The organism is Methanosarcina sp., assembly GCF_028693135.1.
Lineage (GTDB): Archaea > Halobacteriota > Methanosarcinia > Methanosarcinales > Methanosarcinaceae > Methanosarcina.
The window spans coordinates 82,644-101,277 of record NZ_JAQUVZ010000003.1 but is presented as its reverse complement, the minus strand read 5'-3'; the positions used below and the strand labels follow the sequence as shown (position 1 = coordinate 101,277).

At 47.2% G+C, this 18,634-nt stretch carries 11 protein-coding genes and 2 pseudogenes; all 13 read left to right on the top strand.

Annotated elements, in window-relative coordinates; genetic code table 11:
• Positions 1 to 126: 126 nt before the first annotated feature.
• Positions 127 to 474 (top strand): annotated as a pseudogene (locus PHF18_RS02450) (type I restriction-modification system subunit M N-terminal domain-containing protein); the annotation flags it as partial.
• On the top strand, positions 475 to 1,665 hold the full coding sequence (locus PHF18_RS02445) for a class I SAM-dependent DNA methyltransferase (RefSeq protein ID WP_300098005.1): 1,191 nt from the start codon (positions 475 to 477) through the stop codon (positions 1,663 to 1,665).
• Positions 1,662 to 2,855, top strand: a complete 1,194-nt coding sequence (locus PHF18_RS02440; protein ID WP_300097839.1) for a restriction endonuclease subunit S — start codon at positions 1,662 to 1,664, stop codon at positions 2,853 to 2,855. The genes PHF18_RS02445 and PHF18_RS02440 overlap by 4 nt, the downstream gene beginning before the upstream one ends.
• A gap of 1 nt (position 2,856) precedes the next feature.
• Positions 2,857 to 3,660 (top strand): TIGR02391 family protein, encoded by an 804-nt coding sequence (locus tag PHF18_RS02435; RefSeq protein ID WP_300097836.1) that lies wholly within the window; start codon positions 2,857 to 2,859, stop codon positions 3,658 to 3,660.
• A 5-nt stretch (positions 3,661 to 3,665) separates the two neighbouring features.
• Positions 3,666 to 5,774, top strand: coding sequence for a DUF262 domain-containing protein (locus PHF18_RS02430; RefSeq protein ID WP_300097833.1), 2,109 nt, complete (start codon positions 3,666 to 3,668; stop codon positions 5,772 to 5,774).
• Positions 5,774 to 9,214, top strand: coding sequence for a DEAD/DEAH box helicase family protein (locus PHF18_RS02425; protein ID WP_300097830.1), 3,441 nt, complete (start codon positions 5,774 to 5,776; stop codon positions 9,212 to 9,214). The genes PHF18_RS02430 and PHF18_RS02425 overlap by 1 nt, the downstream gene beginning before the upstream one ends.
• 628 nt (positions 9,215 to 9,842) lie before the next feature.
• Positions 9,843 to 10,739, top strand: a complete 897-nt coding sequence (locus PHF18_RS02420) for a hypothetical protein (protein ID WP_300097828.1) — start codon at positions 9,843 to 9,845, stop codon at positions 10,737 to 10,739.
• Positions 10,739 to 11,410: a nucleotidyltransferase gene (locus PHF18_RS02415; protein WP_300097825.1), complete on the top strand. Its 672-nt coding sequence runs from the start codon at positions 10,739 to 10,741 to the stop codon at positions 11,408 to 11,410. Before PHF18_RS02420 ends, PHF18_RS02415 begins: the two co-directional genes overlap by 1 nt.
• 861 nt (positions 11,411 to 12,271) lie before the next feature.
• Positions 12,272 to 13,042 (top strand): hypothetical protein, encoded by a 771-nt coding sequence (locus PHF18_RS02410; RefSeq protein WP_300097822.1) that lies wholly within the window; start codon positions 12,272 to 12,274, stop codon positions 13,040 to 13,042.
• 178 nt (positions 13,043 to 13,220) lie between these two features.
• Positions 13,221 to 14,588, top strand: coding sequence for a hypothetical protein (locus tag PHF18_RS02405; RefSeq protein WP_300097819.1), 1,368 nt, complete (start codon positions 13,221 to 13,223; stop codon positions 14,586 to 14,588).
• A gap of 333 nt (positions 14,589 to 14,921) precedes the next feature.
• Positions 14,922 to 15,566 carry a dimethylamine corrinoid protein MtbC gene (gene mtbC, locus PHF18_RS02400; RefSeq protein ID WP_300097816.1) on the top strand — a complete coding sequence of 215 codons (645 nt, stop codon included), beginning with the start codon at positions 14,922 to 14,924 and terminating at the stop codon, positions 15,564 to 15,566.
• Positions 15,567 to 15,622: 56 nt separating this feature from the next.
• Positions 15,623 to 17,026, top strand: a pseudogene (mtbB, locus tag PHF18_RS02395) ([dimethylamine--corrinoid protein] Co-methyltransferase).
• Positions 17,027 to 17,067: 41 nt separating this feature from the next.
• On the top strand, positions 17,068 to 18,600 hold the full coding sequence (locus tag PHF18_RS02390) for an APC family permease (RefSeq protein ID WP_300097813.1): 1,533 nt from the start codon (positions 17,068 to 17,070) through the stop codon (positions 18,598 to 18,600).
• Positions 18,601 to 18,634 lie beyond the last annotated feature (34 nt).

Genomic DNA, 18,634 nt, shown 5'->3' with positions numbered 1-18,634 from the left:
AACCCTCATTATTGATACTAATTGTGAACAGATGTCAGGATAAAAAATGAGTGAAAACAACGTTAATTTGACCGTAATTGATGAGCAGTATACAAGACTGCAAACTGGGATTATAGAGGAATAAAAATGATCAATGGTGAACTGAAAAACAAAATTGATGGCATCTGGAACGTTTTCTGGTCTGGAGGAATCTCCAACCCTCTCGAAGTTATCGAGCAAATTACCTACCTGCTGTTTTTAAGGCGATTGGATGACCTGCACACGCTGGAAGAGAACAAATCCGCACGGCTCAAGCACCCTATGGAACGCCGTGTTTTCCCTGAAGGCAATGACCCAAAGGGCCGTCCCTATGAGGATCTGCGCTGGTCTCACTTCAAAAACTTCACCCCTGCCGAGATGTTCACAGTTGTCGATGAGCACGTCTTCCCCTTCCTGCGCACCCTGGGCGGTGACGATTCTACCTACGCAAAGCACATGGAGGGTGCTCGTTTCACTATTCCCACGCCTTCGATGCTATCAAAGGCAGTTGACCTTCTGGACAGCGTGCCCATGGAAAACCGCGATACCAAGGGAGACCTATACGAATATATGCTTGGCAAGATCGCAAGCGCCGGCCAGAACGGCCAGTTCCGTACCCCGCGCCACATTATCCGCCTGATGGTGGAACTAACCGCCCCACAGCCAACAGACATTATATGCGATCCTGCATGCGGGACAGCCGGATTTCTCGTAGCTGCGGGCGAATACCTTCGAGAGTACCATCCGAACATCCTGCACGATGAGAGGCTGAAACAGCACTTCCACTACGGGATGTTCCACGGCTTTGATTTTGATAACGTCATGCTCCGCATAGGCAGTATGAACATGCTCTTGCACGGCGTGGAAAACCCGGACATCCGCTACCGTGACTCTCTGGCCCAGGAAAACTCCAGTGACGAAGAAGCCTATACTCTGGTGCTGGCTAATCCTCCATTTGCAGGTTCGCTGGACTATGAAAATACTGCAAAAGACCTTCTGCAGATCGTCAAGACCAAGAAAACAGAACTGCTTTTCGTTGCTCTTTTCATGCGCCTGTTGAAGCCAGGTGGACGGGCGGCTGTTATCGTTCCAGATGGTGTGCTCTTCGGCTCCAGCAAAGCCCACAAGGAACTTCGCCGCATGCTTGTCGAGGAGCAGAAGCTTGATGCAATTGTTTCACTACCAGGCGGCGTTTTCAAGCCCTATGCCGGAGTTTCCACTGCCATCCTCCTTTTCACCAAAACAAATTCAGGAGGCACTGACAATGTCTGGTTCTATGACATGCAGGCCGACGGCTGGAGCCTTGATGACAAACGCAGCCCGCTCCTGGACGAGGAAAAACTTGGTCCTGTACCTTCGACCGAACTTACTGAGGAAGAGCACGCCAAAAACAACCTGCCTGATGTGCTGGCCCGCTGGCAGGAACGCAATAAGAACGAACTCAAACGCTCCCGAACCGAACAGAGCTTCTGCGTACCAAAAGGCGACATCGCCGCCCAGGGCTATGACCTTTCCCTCAACCGCTACAAGGAAGTGGTGCATGAAGAAGTGGAACACCGATCACCAAAGGAAATCTTTGAAAACCTCTCCAAACTGGAGGCGGAGATTGAGAAGGGAATGAAGGAGCTAGAGGAGATGTTGGGATGAGTGTCGCATCATCCAAACTTCAAAATGATTGGCCTGTTTTCCCACTAGGAAAATTATGTGGGATCAACATAGGGAGGACACCATCCAGAGACCGTTCAGAGTATTGGGGATTGGGTTATCCGTGGCTATCAATTGCCGACATGAATCAAGGTCGCTATCTTGAAATCACGAAGGAAAATATCACAGACTTGGCAGTGAGGGAATGTAACTGTCGGCTTGTCCCAGTAGGTACTGTCTTGTTGAGTTTCAAACTAAGTATAGGTAAAGTTGGAATATCGCGTATTCCACTATTCACTAACGAAGCTATTGCCGCCTTGCCCATAAGCGACAGCAACAAACTGTCTAGTGATTATCTCTATTGGGCACTTCAATCTATTGATCTCAAATGTGGTCTTGATCGTGCAGCAAAGGGGCTGACTCTCAACAAAGCCAAGCTAGTTGATATTGAAATTCCCCTTCCTCCTCTACCAGAACAAAAAAGAATTGCAGATATTCTTGACCGTGCGGAGGCTCTCCGAGCCAAACGCCGAGCTGCCCTTGCCCAGCTCGAGGAGCTCACTCAAGCTATTTTCATTGATATGTTTGGCGACCCCGCAGTGAATCCAAAAGAATGGCTACGCACCAAGCTTGGGGACGTAATATTCAGTGCCTCGGATGGTCCTCATGTCAGCCCAAAATATACAGAAAATGGAGTGCCGTTCCTTTCAACGCGACATGTGCGAGCGGGAGAAATTACTTGGGAGGATTTGAAATTTATTAGTAAAGAGGACGCCGAAATTCAGTGGAGAAAGTGTAAACCTGAAAGAGGTGACATCCTCTACACGAAGGGTGGAACTACAGGACTTGCAGCGACTGTAAAGACGGATCAACCATTCGCCATCTGGGTCCACGTATCACTCTTGAAGCCTGACCCGGAGAAGGTCGATTCTATATGGTTAGAATCAATGCTCAATAACGAGTTCTGCTACCGACAGTCACAGGTGCTGACACACGGAATTGCGAATCGAGATCTGGGCTTGACAAGGATGGTAAAAATCAAAATCTTCCACCCACCTCTTCCCCTTCAACAAGAATTTTCCCGCCGCGTCACAGCCGTGGAAAAGCTGAAAGCTGTGCATAAAGCCTCACTAGCAGAACTGGACGAGCTTTTTGCCTCTCTCCAGTACCGGGCTTTCGGAGGGGAACTGTAAGATGATTGCCGTTCCACCATTCTCAGAAGGCCAAATCGAAGCAATTGCACGATTGCTTGGAGAATGCGGCAGTGGTGATGATATTTCCCGAGTTCTAAGCAATCGGGGTTTGGTGGATAAATCACGTCAATCTACAAAATGGAAACGTCTTTATTGGGTCTTTCTTGATTGTCAGCAACAGAATAACTGTGCAAATCAGATAATTAACTTTATTCAATCTTTTTTGGCTCCTGCTCGTTTCGCTGAACGCAATGACGAGTTCGAAGCGAATCGCCAGCATCTAAACACTATTCTTTCTTTTTCAGGTTTGGAATACGGTAAGGATGGAAAGTTCCGGCAGTGTAAGATTGCAAAAACTCTTGATGAGGCTGAAAAAAAGGCACGAACTATCCGAGCAAAGTTTCAGGGAAGACAAATACATCCAGAAGTCTTGAAGTATTGCCGACCCGAGCTTCTGCAGGATAATTATTTCCATGCTGTATTCGAGGCTTCCAAGGGTCTGGCTCAGCGGATACGTGATCTTTCTGGAGTGCAGGCAGATGGAGCTGCTCTCATCGATAAGGTTTTTTCAATAGAGAAGCCGATCCTGGCGATTAATTCACTGCAAACTGAGACCGAGAGGTCAGAACATAAGGGTTTTGCTTTACTTTTGAAAGGCTGCTTTGCAGCTGTCCGCAATCCGTTAGCTCACGGACCAAAGATACTCTGGCAGGGTGAAGATGATGCAGCGGATTACCTATCCCTAATTTCACTTCTGCATAGAAAGCTGGACGAGTGTACCGTGACAGGACTCAGAGGAGACTGATTTTTATGAAAGCTACTGAAGCTAAATTACTTGATTTCCTTAGGAAATCCCCCCAGTTTGTAATTCCGATATACCAGCGCACCTACTCATGGACTGAGAAAGAGTGTTGGCAGTTGTGGGATGATATTCTGCGGACAGGCAGCAACGATGATATCTCAGCTCACTTCGTCGGCTCTATCGTTTACATAGAAAAAGGGATTTATCAGGTATCCAGCCAGTCTCCCCTGCTCGTAATCGACGGACAACAGCGTCTGACCACAGTAACCCTGCTGATAGCTGCCCTTTCCAGAACACTTGACCAATTAGATGAAGAAAAACGTGAGCCTCTGGATGGTTTTTCTCCGCGCAAACTGCGCAATTATTATCTGCTTAACCCGGAGGAAGAAGGAGAAAAGTATTACAAACTTATCCTTTCGCAGACGGATAAGGATTCGCTTACCTCTATTGTCGGCAACAGAGAGCAGCCAAAAGAATATTCTCTACGGGTGATGGAGAATTTCAAACTTTTTGAATCGTGGATTGCTGGGTATAAAGACAATCTCATGCCTCTGTGTAAAGGGTTGGCCAAACTTATAGTGGTTGATATTGCACTCAATCGCGATCAGGACAACCCTCAGCTCATTTTTGAAAGCATGAACTCAACCGGCAAAGAACTCAGCCAGGCCGACCTGATTCGCAACTACATCCTGATGGGGCTGGAGCCTAAGTTACAGACAAGGCTTTATGAACAGTTCTGGCGGCCAATGGAAGTGGATTTCGGGCAGGAAGCCTACAGTGAGCAGTTCGATGGATTCATGCGCCATTATTTGACTGTAAAAACCGGGGAGATTCCCAGAATTGGGGAAGTCTATGATGCGTTTAAGGTTCACGCCAGTTCCCAAAAAACAGCACAGGCAGGAGTAGAAGCACTTGTAGCCGATATCCGGACATATTCTCGATACTTCTGCGCTATGGCACTGGGAACAGAGACAGATCCCGGTCTGAAACTGGCCTTCCATGACTTACGCGAGCTTAGGGTAGATGTGGCCTATCCATTCCTGCTCGAACTGTATCACGACTACGCAACCGGAGTGCTGTCCAGGGAAGATTTTGTTGCAGCAGTTCGGCTGGTGGAAGCCTACGTGTTCCGGCGCGCTATCTGCTCTATCCCCACAAATTCAATGAACAAGACCTTTGCAACCTTTTCCAGAGCACTCAAAAAGGATCGTTACCTCAAAAGCATCCAGGTATACCTTCTTCAGTTGCCTTCGTATCGCCGCTTCCCAAATGACGAGGAATTCCGGCGTGAATTGCAAATCCGTGACCTCTACAACTTCCGAAGCCGTAGTTATTGGATAAGACGATTGGAAAACTACGGACATAAAGAACGTGTGCTGGTAGATGAGTACACCATCGAGCATATCATGCCACAGAATGAGAATCTCTCCACAGCCTGGAAAACGGAACTTGGCTTGGAGTGGAAACGAATTCATGAGACATGGCTGCATACTCTTGGAAACCTCACACTCACTGGCTACAACTCTGAGTACAGTGACCGATCTTTCACTGAGAAATGTGATATGCCGGGCGGCTTCAAGGAAAGTCCGCTCAAACTCAATAGAGGACTTGGTCAGCTCGACCAGTGGAACGAAGACACTATCAAAGAAAGGGCAGGTAGGCTGGCAGAAATAGCTCTTGATGTATGGACAATGCCAAAGCTGGCTACCGATATCATTGAGGCGTACAAGCCAAAGGCTGCCGCATCTGGTTACACAATTGAAAACCATCCACACCTGCTAACTGGAACCATGCATGAGCTGTTCGAGGCCTTCCGTAAGCAAGTGTTAGCCCTCGATCCCTGTGTAACTGAGGAGTTTCTCAAGCTTTATGTCGCCTACAAAGCTGAGACTAACTTTGTGGATGTGGTGCCACAAGCTAAGCGGCTGATCCTGTCACTCAATCTGCCTTTTTCTGGCATAAACGATCCCAAAGGACTCTGCAAGGACGTTTCAGACATCGGGTGTTGGGGCAACGGCGATGTAAAAGTAGGCTTGAGATCGCTGGATGAGCTACCCTATGTTATGGGTCTGGTGCGACAATCCTTCGAGAGACAAATGGGGAACGGAGGAAATTAATGACCAATTTTGCCTTTCTCGAAGCCGAGTGGCCTTCTCTGTATGAGGCTGCCATAAAAACCTCAAATGCAGTTTATCCTGACCCGCGCACTGCCTGTTTTTACGCTCGCAGGGCTCTGGAACTGGCTGTGCAGTGGATGTATAAGCACGATTATTCCCTGCTCCTGCCGTATCAGGATAATTTGAGTGCTCTTATTCATGAGCCTACATTCAAGAAAGCTGCGGGAGAGGCAATCTTCAACAAAGCACGGGTCATTATCCGGCTTGGAAATCAGGCTGTGCACAGCAACAGTTCAGTCCTGGTGGACGATTCAATAACAGCAGTGCGTGAACTTTTCCACATCAGCTACTGGCTGGCACGCACCTATGCAAGAGAAGGAAAACCTGAACCGGGACTGAGCTTTAACCCCGAAAACCTTCCAAAAACAACCATCCCGAAGCAGACGATAGAACAGCTCCAGAACCTTGAAGCCAGTCTGCGGGAAAAGGACGAAAAACTCTCTGAACTTCTGGCCGACAAATCCTCACTGGACGAAGAACTCAAACGTCTGCGGGCCGAGGTTGCAAAGGCAAAAGAAGCTTCAGCTTTACTGCCGGATACCCACGATTATTCCGAAGCCGAGACCCGGGACTTCTTCATTGATCTGCTGCTTAAAGAGGCTGGCTGGGCTCTGGACAAAGCCCGGGACAGGGAATTTGAAGTCTCAGGCATGCCCAACGAGAGCGGGGTCGGCTTTGTAGATTATGTGCTCTGGGGCGACGACGGAAAACCCCTTGCCCTGGTGGAAGCAAAAAGAACCAAACGCGACCCTCGGGTTGGCCAGCAGCAGGCAAAACTCTACGCCGACTGCCTGGATAAACAATTCGGGCAGAGACCGGTGATCTTCTATTCAAACGGGTATGAACACTGGATCTGGGATGATTCCAGCTATCCCCCGAGGCAGGTGCAGGGCTTCTATAAAAAACCTGAACTTGAACTGCTAATCCAGCGGCGCAGCAGCCGCAGACCTCTCGCCACGGCAGAGATAAATTCCGCCATTGTCGAACGCTACTATCAGACCCGGGCCATCCGTCGCATCGGAGAAGCTTTTGAACAGGACAATGACCGAAAAGCTCTGGTAGTAATGGCAACAGGCGCCGGCAAGACCCGCACGGTCATCGCACTCTCCGATCTGCTTATGCGCTGTAACTGGGTCAAACGTGTGCTGTTCCTGGCCGACCGGGTAGCGCTGGTCAATCAAGCGGTAAATGCCTTCAAGCAGTACCTTCCCGACTCCGTCCCTGTGAACCTTGTCACGGAAAAGGATACAGAAGGGCGAGTGTTCGTTTCGACCTATCCGACGATGATGAAACAGATAGAAGAGATGAGTAACGGACAGCGCCGCTTTGGAGTTGGGCATTTCGACCTTGTGATTATTGATGAAGCTCACCGCTCGGTCTTCAAGAAATACAAAGCAATTTTCGACTACTTTGATTCACTGCTTGTGGGCCTTACAGCAACGCCCAAAAATGAAATTGAACGTAATACATACAGCCTCTTTGACCTTGAAACCGGTGTTCCCACCGATGCCTACCATCTGGAAGAAGCTGTAAAAGACGGTTTTTTAGTCCCTCCAAAAGCAGTTTCAGTGCCCCTGAAATTCCAGCGCCAGGGGATCAATTATAACGAGCTCTCAGATGAAGATAAAGAACAGTGGGACACTCTTGAGTGGGACGACGAGGACGGCGAAATCCCTGACAGGGTAGAAGCTGAAGCTGTCAATAAGTGGCTGTTTAACAAAGATACCGTAGACAAAGTGCTAGCACACCTGATGACCCGGGGGTTGAAAGTCGCTGGCGGTGACCGCCTGGGAAAGACCATACTCTTTGCCAAAAACCAGGCGCATGCAGAGTTTATTGCCGAACGGTTCAATGCCAACTATCCACATTTCAAGGGTGAGTTTGCCTGTGCCATCACTTTCAAGGTCGAGTACGCCCAGAGCCTGATAGACACTTTCTCGACCAAAGAAAAAGCCCCGCATATTGCTCTCTCAGTGGACATGCTTGACACCGGAATTGATGTACCAGAGGTCGTGAATCTGGTCTTCTTTAAAATGGTACGTTCCAAGACAAAGTTCTGGCAGATGGTGGGACGCGGTACCAGGCTGTGTCCGGACCTTTTTGAACCGGGAAAGGACAAACAATTCTTTTATCTTTTCGATTACTGCCAGAACCTGGAGTTCTTCAGCCAGAACCCAGAAACCACCGATGGTTCACTGGGGGACTCGCTGGGTACACGGCTGTTCAAATCACGGCTTGAATTAATCTCCGAGCTGGACGGGAAACTTGAAGCGGACAGCGATTGTGAAGCCAGCGCGGAGACATCGGAAATATATGGTGAACCAAAAACAGAAGCTGAAGTTCGCCACTCGATTGCCAAAATGCTGCACAGCGAAATTGCCTCGATGAACCTGGATAACTTCGTCGTGCGCCCCAGGCGGCGGCTGGTAGAGAAATACTCCAGGCCCGAAACCTGGGTAAAGTTATCCAGTGAGGGGCTCTCCGAGCTTTCCCATGAAGTCGCAGGTCTGCCCTCGGAGTTGCCACCGGAAGCAGAAGAGGCAAAGCGCTTTGACCTCCTGGTCCTGAACCTGCAGCTGGCTTTACTGCGTGCCGAGCCCGCCTTTGAACGTTTGCGTAACCAGGCGAGAGACATTGCAGGTCTCCTTGAAGAAAAATCAGCCATCCCGATGGTACGCGACCAGATGGCTCTGATTCTGGATGTGCAGACTGATGAATGGTGGGAGAATGTCACAACTCCCATGCTGGAAACGCTTCGGCGGCGCCTCCGTGATCTCGTAAAACTAATAGAAAAACACCGCAGAAAGCCGATTTATACCGACTTCGAAGACGAAATGGGCAGTGAAAACAATGTTGAATTGCCGGGCTTTGCTGCAGCCGGAGATTTCGAAAAGTTTCGTGCCAAGACCCGGGCTTTCCTCCTGGAACATCAGGACCAGACCGTCATCCATAAGCTCAGGATGAACGAGCCATTGACCGCATCTGACCTTGATGAGCTGGAGAAGATACTCTCTGAAAGCGGGCTTGGAGGCCCGGCAGTAATTGCCCGTGCCAGAGAAGAATCGCATGGTCTCGGCCTTTTCGTACGTTCACTGGTGGGGTTGGATAGGGAGGCTGCAAAACAGGCGCTTGCCACATTCCTCTTAGGCAAGACTTTTAGCGCAAACCAGATCGAATTCATAAACCTGGTCATAAACCATCTTGCAGAACACGGCGTGATGGATGCTGCCCTGCTTTACGAATCACCATTCACCGACCTTACGACGCAAGGGCCTGACGGACTCTTCACCTCAACCCAGATAGATGAGCTGATATCCGCACTGGAGCAGATCAAGGCAACAGCACTGGCATCTCCGGTTTCGCAACAAATCATTGCTTGAGGGTTTTTGAACTGCTTAAGAGAATTCATAAAGGAATTGTCGCCGCAGTGAGGCGACAATTGAGTTGAAACTCCTGCTTATTGGCCGCATATGAAAATTACAAGATGAAGCTTGAAGAAAAAGGGGTAATCCGGGCAGGAAATTGTCGTATCACTGATACGACAATTCGATGAGCTAATTGTCTACGCACTGCGTAGACAATTGATCTAAAAGTTTACCCGATGACGAAAATTGATAGGGAAAACTCAAGGAAAAAAGTTGCAATACAAACAAGAAATTGTCTCCGCACTGCGGAGACAATTGGTCCTGCTATACTTCCGGAAGCTCATATGCTAGAAATACTCAAAAAATCTAGGGTCTTTGGTCTGGCTGAGAGAGAATTGTGCAAGAACCTCTTGCACAAACTCTGTTTACACCTGCGAAGGAGGATCAATTTCTCCGAAGTGCTCCCGGAAGAAGAGATTGTCGTGACACTGTCACGACAATTGAGCTGGTTCAATCTCTGACTTTTTTCCCTCAATTATTAACGAACTGATTTTCTAACCTGGAGAACAAACTCTACCCTCTACTCTAATATTTTCCATCTAAACGCGAAAATTTATATTCTATTCGCATATTATTGGAATTAATGCATTTTTCCAGAACTGAACTTCAAACAATCGCAGAACTCGCAAAAGGCAACACCTCAATAAGCACCATAGCCGAAGCTCTCAATAAAAGCGAAAAGCACGTCTACCGAATTGTGCAAAAACTTGAAGAAAAAGACCTTGCAACCCTCTCCTCTGGAGAAATTGTCCCCAGGAAAAGCACCTTGATGGTCAGGTTGACCCGGATTCTCGATTCGTACCCGAATTTGATATCTGTTCTGGCAGATTCCGGAATCTCTATACTCGTCTCTCTGCTTGAAGCAAAAACTGTGGATGAAATCACTGAAGAGACGGATGTGAAAAAGAGTACAGCCTATGCTTTTCTGAAAAAAGCCTTAAAGATAAGCCTGATAAAAAGAGACGGGGAACGTTATGTACTCAATGAAAGGATCTGGAGAGAGGTGCCAGACCTGCTTAGGGAAATAAGGGATATCAAAAGGTTGCTTGACCCGCGAGTGCCCTATAATTCGGTAATATACTACCGGGACCAGGGGGAGGTCATTTATTCCAATAAGTATGGCGGGGATTCTGGAGAAAAGACTGGGTTTTCGGTCTTCGAAAAAGAAGGGATCAAACTCCTTTTGCCAACCACCTATTACTATTATTCGGATAAAGAACCGGAAAAAGAGCTTACAAAAGAAGATATTTTCCGGCATGCGCTTTATGTTGCAGAGAAAGAAGCTTCTGTCAGACATTTCATATTCCTTGCACTTTTCTACTGTAAGTTCGAGGACGAATTGAAAGGTGTGAGACACAACATAGTTGAGAACCTGAAGCTTGTTTTGCAGGGAGAAAGGATCAGGGGGTATCCTGCTTTTGAAGAAATTAAGGAAAAGGCGGATATGTATGGGATTGAGATAAAGGAAGGTCAGCAATAATGATAGAGAGTGTAGTGGAAGTCCAGAGACTTTTTAAAGAAATTGGTGATTTATTGGCCGGTACTCCAGAACCTGAAAAACTTGAAATTTTTGTTATCGGTGGGACCGTGCTTCTGGAACAGGGCCTTAAGCCTGCAACAAAGGATATAGACCTCGTAGTCCTAAATTTGCATGACTTTAAACTGTTTGAAAATACTCTCAACACCCTTGGTTTCAAAAGTACAAAACCAACCCCCGGATACGTTCATATGAATATCAGCCAGGTCCTGGAGAGAGAAGACTTCAGAGTAGACCTTTTCCATACAAGTGTCTGCGGGAAGTTTTCAGTCACAGATTCAATGGTCGAAAGGGGTAGAGAATACTTAATCCTGGACAGCCTTGCTGTTTATCTTTGCTCCAACGAGGATGTTTTCCTGTTCAAGACAATGACCGAAAGGAGTGGAGACATTGAAGACTGCATTTCTCTTGCAAAAAGAGGCGTTGAATGGGAAATAATTCTTGACGAACTTAAAAACCAGATCAAATTAAGTGGACAGAATGTCTGGATAACGTGGGTAGGAGAAAGGCTTGGCATACTTGCAGACGAAGGACTCTATATCCCAATACTTGAAGAAGTGGAAAAGTTGAGCGAAGAATATTATGAGAACGAATTAAGAAAATACCCGAGTTAAAAAGAAATATCAGTCGGCTTCGGCATTATGTGGAAAAATGTTCACATGATATATATATTATGTGGCGAAAATTCCACATAAACCAATAAAACAGATTTATGGCACCCAGCATTTCCAGCGAAATGAGAAAAACATTAAAGGATTCGCATTTTACTGGAAAATACACCTTATCAAAGGGTCCGGCCTGGATCGTGGCTCAAAGTACTTTAAGTGGAGCACGTATTTTTCAAGCTTATCGATGTTTTAGCCGTGGGCTTGGATAAAAACAATTGAGCCCCTGGCGCAGGCGAGGCTCTCTTTTTCGATGTCCGATTCGGAATTGCCGTCAATGTAAGTCTTTTTGACTTAACCAAGTGAACAGCAAACTGTCTTAACATATCTCTGCCGGGGAAAGAATACGCCCAAAATTGTGCAGCAGCCTGCTGCACAATCTACCTGTCTTCTGCCTGAACGTGGTAGAAACGATATGTCAGAAACATTAGAGCCTTCTTCGCCGCTCTCTCCGCTGAAAAAGTCTCAACACTGTTTAGAGAGTCTAAAAGGTAGAATATGGGACGGAGATTTCACCGTTTTTATTTATATCTTTTTTTCCAGAAAACAGCAGACAGAAAAGATGTTCCTTTCTGAAAAACATCTGCTTAAGACAGGTTTCACGACGCAGGATTCATAATTACACAATTGTCTTCATGGCAGATGTGAAAAGTAAAAAGGGACAACATCAGTTTAGTTTCGAAATATATATTCTCTGGTAATTTTATATATGAAAATTATATTTGATGTTATTAAATAATAATTTTATGAGGAACCAAATTTACAAAAAAATGAATAGGGGAATGAAAATTTTTTAGTTAAGAGGGAAATTTGGTAAAAAATGGAGAAAAATCCATGTTCAAGGGAATAAAATCTTTAAAAGAATTTATTTATGGGAAAGGATTACGGCTAAATCTTATTGAAATAATCCTGGAAAAAATGGTGCTGGCACCAATGGTTGCGACAGCGGAAAAACCAAATTCGGGTGTCTTGCCGATGGAATCCACGCCTTTTGGGAAGACGTATAAGGAATGGAGTGAAGAATGGTGGAAGTGGATACTTTCAATACCTTCCGACAGGAACCCTCTCTCAGATGACGGATCAGGAGAATTCTGTGCCGAAGGACAGTCGGGAAAAGTATGGTTCCTGGCTGGTAGCTGGGTAGGAACCGAGGAACTCAAATGCGAAGTGCCTGCCGGAAAAGCACTCTTTTTCCCAATAATTAATACCGAGTGCTCAAAAATAGAAGGGTATGGAAAAACTGAACAAGATTTCTGTAGTAGTGCTAAAAGCCAGATGGATACTATAACGGAAACAAAGGTGACCGTTGATGGCAAAGAGTTGAAGTGCTATAGGGTAGAATCAAAGCTCTTTGTATTTAAACTTCCGAGTGATAACGTTCTTGAGGAATTCGATTATATTATACCAGACTTTAGAGGGACCAGATCCAGTCCAACAGTATCTGATGGCTACTGGATAATGCTGGCACCCCTTTCTAAAGGAAAACACGTGGTTTGCATTTACGACAAGGTGGAAGGAGTGATGCCGGACGGCTCTGACTTCGAAACTGAAATGACTTACAATCTGGACGTACACCCTTAAAGTAAAATGAAGCCGTAAATCTATGTATGGCAAGCGTTATTTCTGAAGTGCCTCTATCATCGGCTTTTAGGGTAGATAATAGTATACTTTTTTAAGAGATGTATTTTTCAAGCTTATCGATGTTGTAGCCGTGGCCACGAATAATAATATTTATAATCCCATCAAGAGTATCCACTCGATGATGGTAGATAACCTGGCTTCAGATGAAAACACTGTACTTCTTGAGCGTATTTTCCAGGTCCACAAATCCCCCTGCAAAGTAGTTCTGGCAATAACCGGCGGTGGGGCTGAGATCATCGGGGAATTGCTTCGCCACGGCAGTGGTTCTGCAACAGTGCTGGATGCAGTTGTTCCATATGGTATGGCTGCAATGGACCGGTTCCTCGGCAGGAAACCTGAGAAGTACTGCTCGGAAAAAACCGCAAGGCTGATGGCGATGGTTGCTTACCAGCGAGCCCTGGGACTGTCGACAGGCTCTGGCGGGCTTGCAGACCCGGACGTAATCGGAATCGGAGCAACCTGCAAGCTTAAGGCTGCAAATGAGCGGGAAGGCAGGAAACACGAAATCCACGTTGCCATTCAGGCAGCCCGTGAAACCGGGGTCTGCACCCTTGAACTGGCAGCGGACAGGACAAGGGAAAAAGAAGAAAAGATTGCTGCACTCCTTATTTTCAATGTACTCTCCCGTCACTGCGGCGTTCCTGAAATCGATTTGCCGGACGGGATCGGGGCCGCGGAAGAGAGAAGGAAAAGGATAGGAAAAGAGGGAGAAGAGGAAAGAGAAGAAGTTATTGAAAAATATGCTTCTGTTTCCGGGGTGGTAGGAAATCTCCTGAAACAGCAGAGCTGCACCCCGGAGAGTTCCTGCAAAACGGCTGGAATGGCAAGGATCAATCTTAATGAAGTAAAAGCTCCCGAAGAGATAAAACCTGAAGAGACTAAACCCGAAAAACCTGAAGAAATAAAACCCAAAAAACCTGAAGAGACAAAACCCAAAAAACCTGAAGAAATAAAACTCGTATTTTCAGGCTCTTTTGACCCCTGCCACAAGAACCATGTCTTTATGGCGATGTGTGCTTCGAAGGAATATAATTCGCCCGTCCACTTCGAAATCTCTTTGACGAACGTTGACAAGCCCCCCATAGATTTTATCTCACTGAGCCAAAGGCTTGATTCATTGAGGAAATACAAAGACGAAGCCTTCATGGGCGGGGTTTGCCTGACCAACGCACCGCTCTTCCTGCAAAAAGCCGACCTTTTTCCGAACAGCACCTTCATCATTGGGGCAGATACCTTCAACAGGCTATTTGACGCAAAATACTATGACGGCACAGTAGATACACCCGCCATTTTAAGGCACTTTAAGGAAAAGAATATCCGGTTCATGGTGTTTCACAGGAAATCCGTCGAAATGTCCATCAAACCTGAGGTCCTTGATTTTTGCGAGATAATCCCGGTTGACGAATACGAAGACGATGGGACTTCGTCGAGGGAAATCAGAAAAAGATACAGGGAAGAACAGGAAGAAACCGGAAACGTGAAGTGAATAAAGGGGAGCAGCTTGCTGCATAAATCCTTTTTTCCATAAATGCTGCGCCTGGGTAGTATAGAGAACCCTGATCGGAGAAACCTGATCGGAGAAACCTGATAGCTTCCCTAAATTCTAACCGGGTTCCTCCTTTATAGCTGTAAAATTTTCTCCTTCTCGGGGAGAACTAAGAACTGTCTTACTTTTCTAAACCACTCCTAACATTATAATATTATTATTTATATAAGGGAAAATTTTAAATATATTAAATAGGAAACAACTTACCGTCTTCCGATAAAAGCCGAGAGACCATTCACATTTATTTTGAGATGAAAAAAAGGACAGAATAAAATGGCAGATTTTGAAGGATCGCTCCACGAAGTTGCCGATGCGGTAATCTCCTGTAAAAAGGAAAAAGTGCTCGAAGCGGTTGAAAAAGCAAAGGCTGAGCTTCCGCCTGAAGAAATCATTGATAAAGGGCTTTCAGCAGGCATGAACCAGGTAGGAGTTCTTTTTGAGAGAGGAAAACTCTTCCTGCCGCATGTGATGATGGCAGCTGATGCAATGACTGCAGGCGTGAAACTGCTTGAAGAGGGCATGCCGGCAGGTTCCCGGGAAAAGAAGCTCGGAACCATTGTAAACGGGACTGTCGAAGGCGATGTTCACGACATAGGCAAGTCAATAGTCTCAACCATGCTGCAGTCTGCTGGTTTTGAAGTCCACGACATAGGCAGAGACGTTCCTATCCGGAATTTTGTCCAGAAGGCAAAGGAAACTGACGCCGATATGATAGGGATCTCTGCCCTTATGACCACAACTCTCCAGGGGCAGAGAGAGGTTATCGAACTCCTGAAAGAGGAGGGGCTGCGCAGCCGCGTCAAGATAATGGTAGGAGGGGCTCCCGCAACCCAGGCCTGGGCTGACAAAATAGGAGCGGACTGCTACGCAGAAAATGCAAGCGAAGCCGTTTCCAAGGCAAAGGAACTCCTGCTCTGAACCCCTAATTTTCAGTTTAAATTTAACAGGTTTTATTCAAAAAAGGAGGATAAAAAATGGTAACTGAATATGCTCTGAGGATGGGAGATGGGAAACGTGTCTTCCTTACCAGAGAAAAAATTCTAAGCGAGATCGAAGCCGGCTCTGGAAACGCTGCAGACCTTGGAGAAATCCCCGATCTCAGTGCTGATGAAATCGACAGGCTTGCAGAAATCCTGATGATGCCCGGAAAAGCCGTAAGTGTGGAGCAGGGTATGGAAGTGCCTGTTACCCACGATATAGGTACAATCAGGCTTGATGGGGACCAGGGCAACAGTGGAGTTGGAATTCCTTCCAGTCGGCTTGTCAGCTGCATGACGCATGAGAGGGCTTTTGGAGCTGACACAATGGAACTCGGACACATCGATTACAGTTTCAAGCCGGTCAAGCCCGTAGTCGCAAACGAGTGCCAGGCAATGGAAGTCTGCCAGCAGAACATGATCATCCCGCTTTTTTATGGGGCAATGCCGAACATGGGGCTTTATTATACTCCTGACGGACCCTTCGAAAACCCCGGGGACCTCATGAAGGCCTTCAAAATCGATAAGGCAAAAGATTCCATGGAACATGCAGCCGAACACCTGACAAGAGATACGGTTTGGGTTATGCAGAAGCTCTTTGCCTCAGGGGCAGACGGGGTCAACTTTGATACAACTGCAGCAGCCGGAGATGCGGATATGTACGGCACACTCAACGCCGTAAAAACCCTGAGAGCCCTGTACCCGGAAATGTATATCGAAATGGGCATGGCAGGAGAAATGGTGCTCGGGATGCACGGGGAACTGGAGTACGATGGAGTGCGTCTTGCCGGACTCTGGCCGCATGAACAGGCACCTCTGGCAGCAACAGCCGGAGCAAACGTCTTTGGCCCCGTGGTCAACACCAACACAAGCAAGACCTCAGCCTGGAACCTGGCACGGGCTGTCACATTCATAAAGGCGGCAGTAGAAGCGTCTTCAATTCCCTGTCACGTGAACATGGGTATGGGTGTAGGCGGAATCCCCATGCTTGAAACTCCCCCGGTAGATGCGGTTACAAGAGCAAGCAAGGCAATGGTTGAGATTGCCGGCGTAGACGGCATATAGATCGGGGTCGGCGACCCGCTGGGTATGCCGATTTCCCACATCATGGCGTCGGGGATGACCGGGATCAGGGCTGCAGGCGATCTCGTTGCAAGGATGGAGTTCTCAAAGAACATGCGAATCGGGGAGGCAAAAGAGTACGTGGCAAAAAAGCTCAATGTCGATACAATGGACCTCTCAGACGAACATATCATGAGAGAACTCCGTGAAGAACTTGACATTGGTGTCATCACCTCCGTGCCAGGAGCTGCAAAGGGCATTGCTGCAAAGATGAACATCGAAAAACTGCTCGATATAAAGATCAACTCCTGCGAAACTTTCAGGGCACAGATTGCCTGAAACGGGTCCTTAAAGAGAATTTTTGAAAAAAGGTGAATCTTATGACAGATAATACCCCTCCATCTAAATCTCAAATCGACTGGCAGTATGCAGAGGAATGCGACAGAGCAAGCTGTGACTTTAAAGGACTTGAAAGGTCCATTGACTGGAAACAGGGACTTGCAATTGCCCTCGGTGTCCCTTTACTGATCCTACCCTCAATAGGCTATTTTACAGGTTACGTCTGGGCTTTTTCAATAGCTGTATGGGGCCTGACCATTTTCCTGGGCTTCTTCCAGAACCTTGCATTCGGAGAGCTTGCAACGGTCTTTCCGAAGGCTTCAGGCCTGCCCGGCTACACACAGACCGTTTTTGGCTCGAATTCAAACAAAAACAATAAAGGAAAGTTTAAGCTAGGGAAATTCATTGGCGGTTTCAGTGCCTGGAGTTACTGGTTCGGCTGGAGCCCGGTGCTCGCAATCTATGCAATCCTTATCGGAAGTTACCTAAAAGGCCTTATCCCTGCCTTTTCAGCCATCCCCGAGACCCTGCTCTCCTTAATGGTCGGAGCCGTGATTTTCGGGTCTCTTGCCGTTATAAACGCAAAAGGGCTCAAGAACGGAGCAAGAGCCGGATATATTCTAGCTGTTGTTTCCCTGATTCCTCTTATCGTTATTACCATTGCCCCATTCATTACGGGGGACTTCCACCTTGTTAACATCACAGGCTCCTGGTTCCCAACGGACTGGACCTGGGATCTGAAACACATCCTTATCCTCTTCGGGATTTTCGCAATGGCTGAATGGAGCGCCTGTGCCTGGGAAACTGCAGCCATCTACGGGCCCGAATATAAGAACCCAAACACTGACACTCCAAAAGCGCTGATGGTCTGTGGAGGAATCTGCCTTGTGCTCTATGTGCTTGTACAGACCTCGGTTATAGGCACGCTCGGAGTTGAAGGTGTGCTTTCCGAACCCGTATCTCCAATGCTTCCTATTGCCAACCTCACGCTTGGCACACTTGGAGCCTCAATTGCAATTATCATGCTTGTAGGGGCAATGCTCCTTATCATCCAGACTGCCTTCCTCTCCTCGGCAAGGTCAATCTACTCGATGTCAGTTGAAGGCAACCTGCCCGCATTCCTGAGCAAATTGAACTCCCACGGGCACCCTATGAACGCAATGATTGCCGATGCCCTGTTTAACATGGGCCTTATCCTGCTCGGGACTCCGACAGCAATCCTGGCAGCCTCTGCTATAGGTTATATAGTCGCAAACGGGATAAGCCTCTATACCTACGTAAAGGTAAGAAATGACCCGGAACTCTCAAAACTGGACAGGCCCTTTAAAGCCCCGAACGGCTGGAAAAACATAGCAATGGCAACTGCCATTTTGAATATCCCCTTCTTCCTTGTAGGCATCATATACCTCAACAGCCTCGAACTCGGATGGGCTACAACCGGAATCGGCTTTTCCGTGCTCTGTCTCTATGTCCCGCTCTGGTTCTATTCCCAGAGAGAGGCAAAAAAATCAACTGAAGCAAAAGAAACAAAAACTGCAGAAAAGGAAGCGGTTTTAGCCGAAAGTTCTGCATGAAAACTGAAACTTCAACATGAAAATATCCGGGACT

Bases quoted from the DNA above. Each gene is read 5' to 3' on its own strand.
- PHF18_RS02415 (WP_300097825.1), top strand. From the start codon at position 10,739: ATGATAGAGAGTGTAGTGGAAGTCCAGAGACTTTTTAAAGAAATTGGT.
- PHF18_RS02405 (WP_300097819.1), top strand. From the start codon at position 13,221: ATGATGGTAGATAACCTGGCTTCAGATGAAAACACTGTACTTCTTGAG.
- PHF18_RS02425 (WP_300097830.1), top strand. From the start codon at position 5,774: ATGACCAATTTTGCCTTTCTCGAAGCCGAGTGGCCTTCTCTGTATGAG.
- PHF18_RS02430 (WP_300097833.1), top strand. From the start codon at position 3,666: ATGAAAGCTACTGAAGCTAAATTACTTGATTTCCTTAGGAAATCCCCC.
- PHF18_RS02440 (WP_300097839.1), top strand. From the start codon at position 1,662: ATGAGTGTCGCATCATCCAAACTTCAAAATGATTGGCCTGTTTTCCCA.
- PHF18_RS02420 (WP_300097828.1), top strand. From the start codon at position 9,843: ATGCATTTTTCCAGAACTGAACTTCAAACAATCGCAGAACTCGCAAAA.
- PHF18_RS02390 (WP_300097813.1), top strand. From the start codon at position 17,068: ATGACAGATAATACCCCTCCATCTAAATCTCAAATCGACTGGCAGTAT.
- PHF18_RS02435 (WP_300097836.1), top strand. From the start codon at position 2,857: ATGATTGCCGTTCCACCATTCTCAGAAGGCCAAATCGAAGCAATTGCA.
- PHF18_RS02445 (WP_300098005.1), top strand. From the start codon at position 475: ATGGAGGGTGCTCGTTTCACTATTCCCACGCCTTCGATGCTATCAAAG.
- mtbC (WP_300097816.1), top strand. From the start codon at position 14,922: ATGGCAGATTTTGAAGGATCGCTCCACGAAGTTGCCGATGCGGTAATC.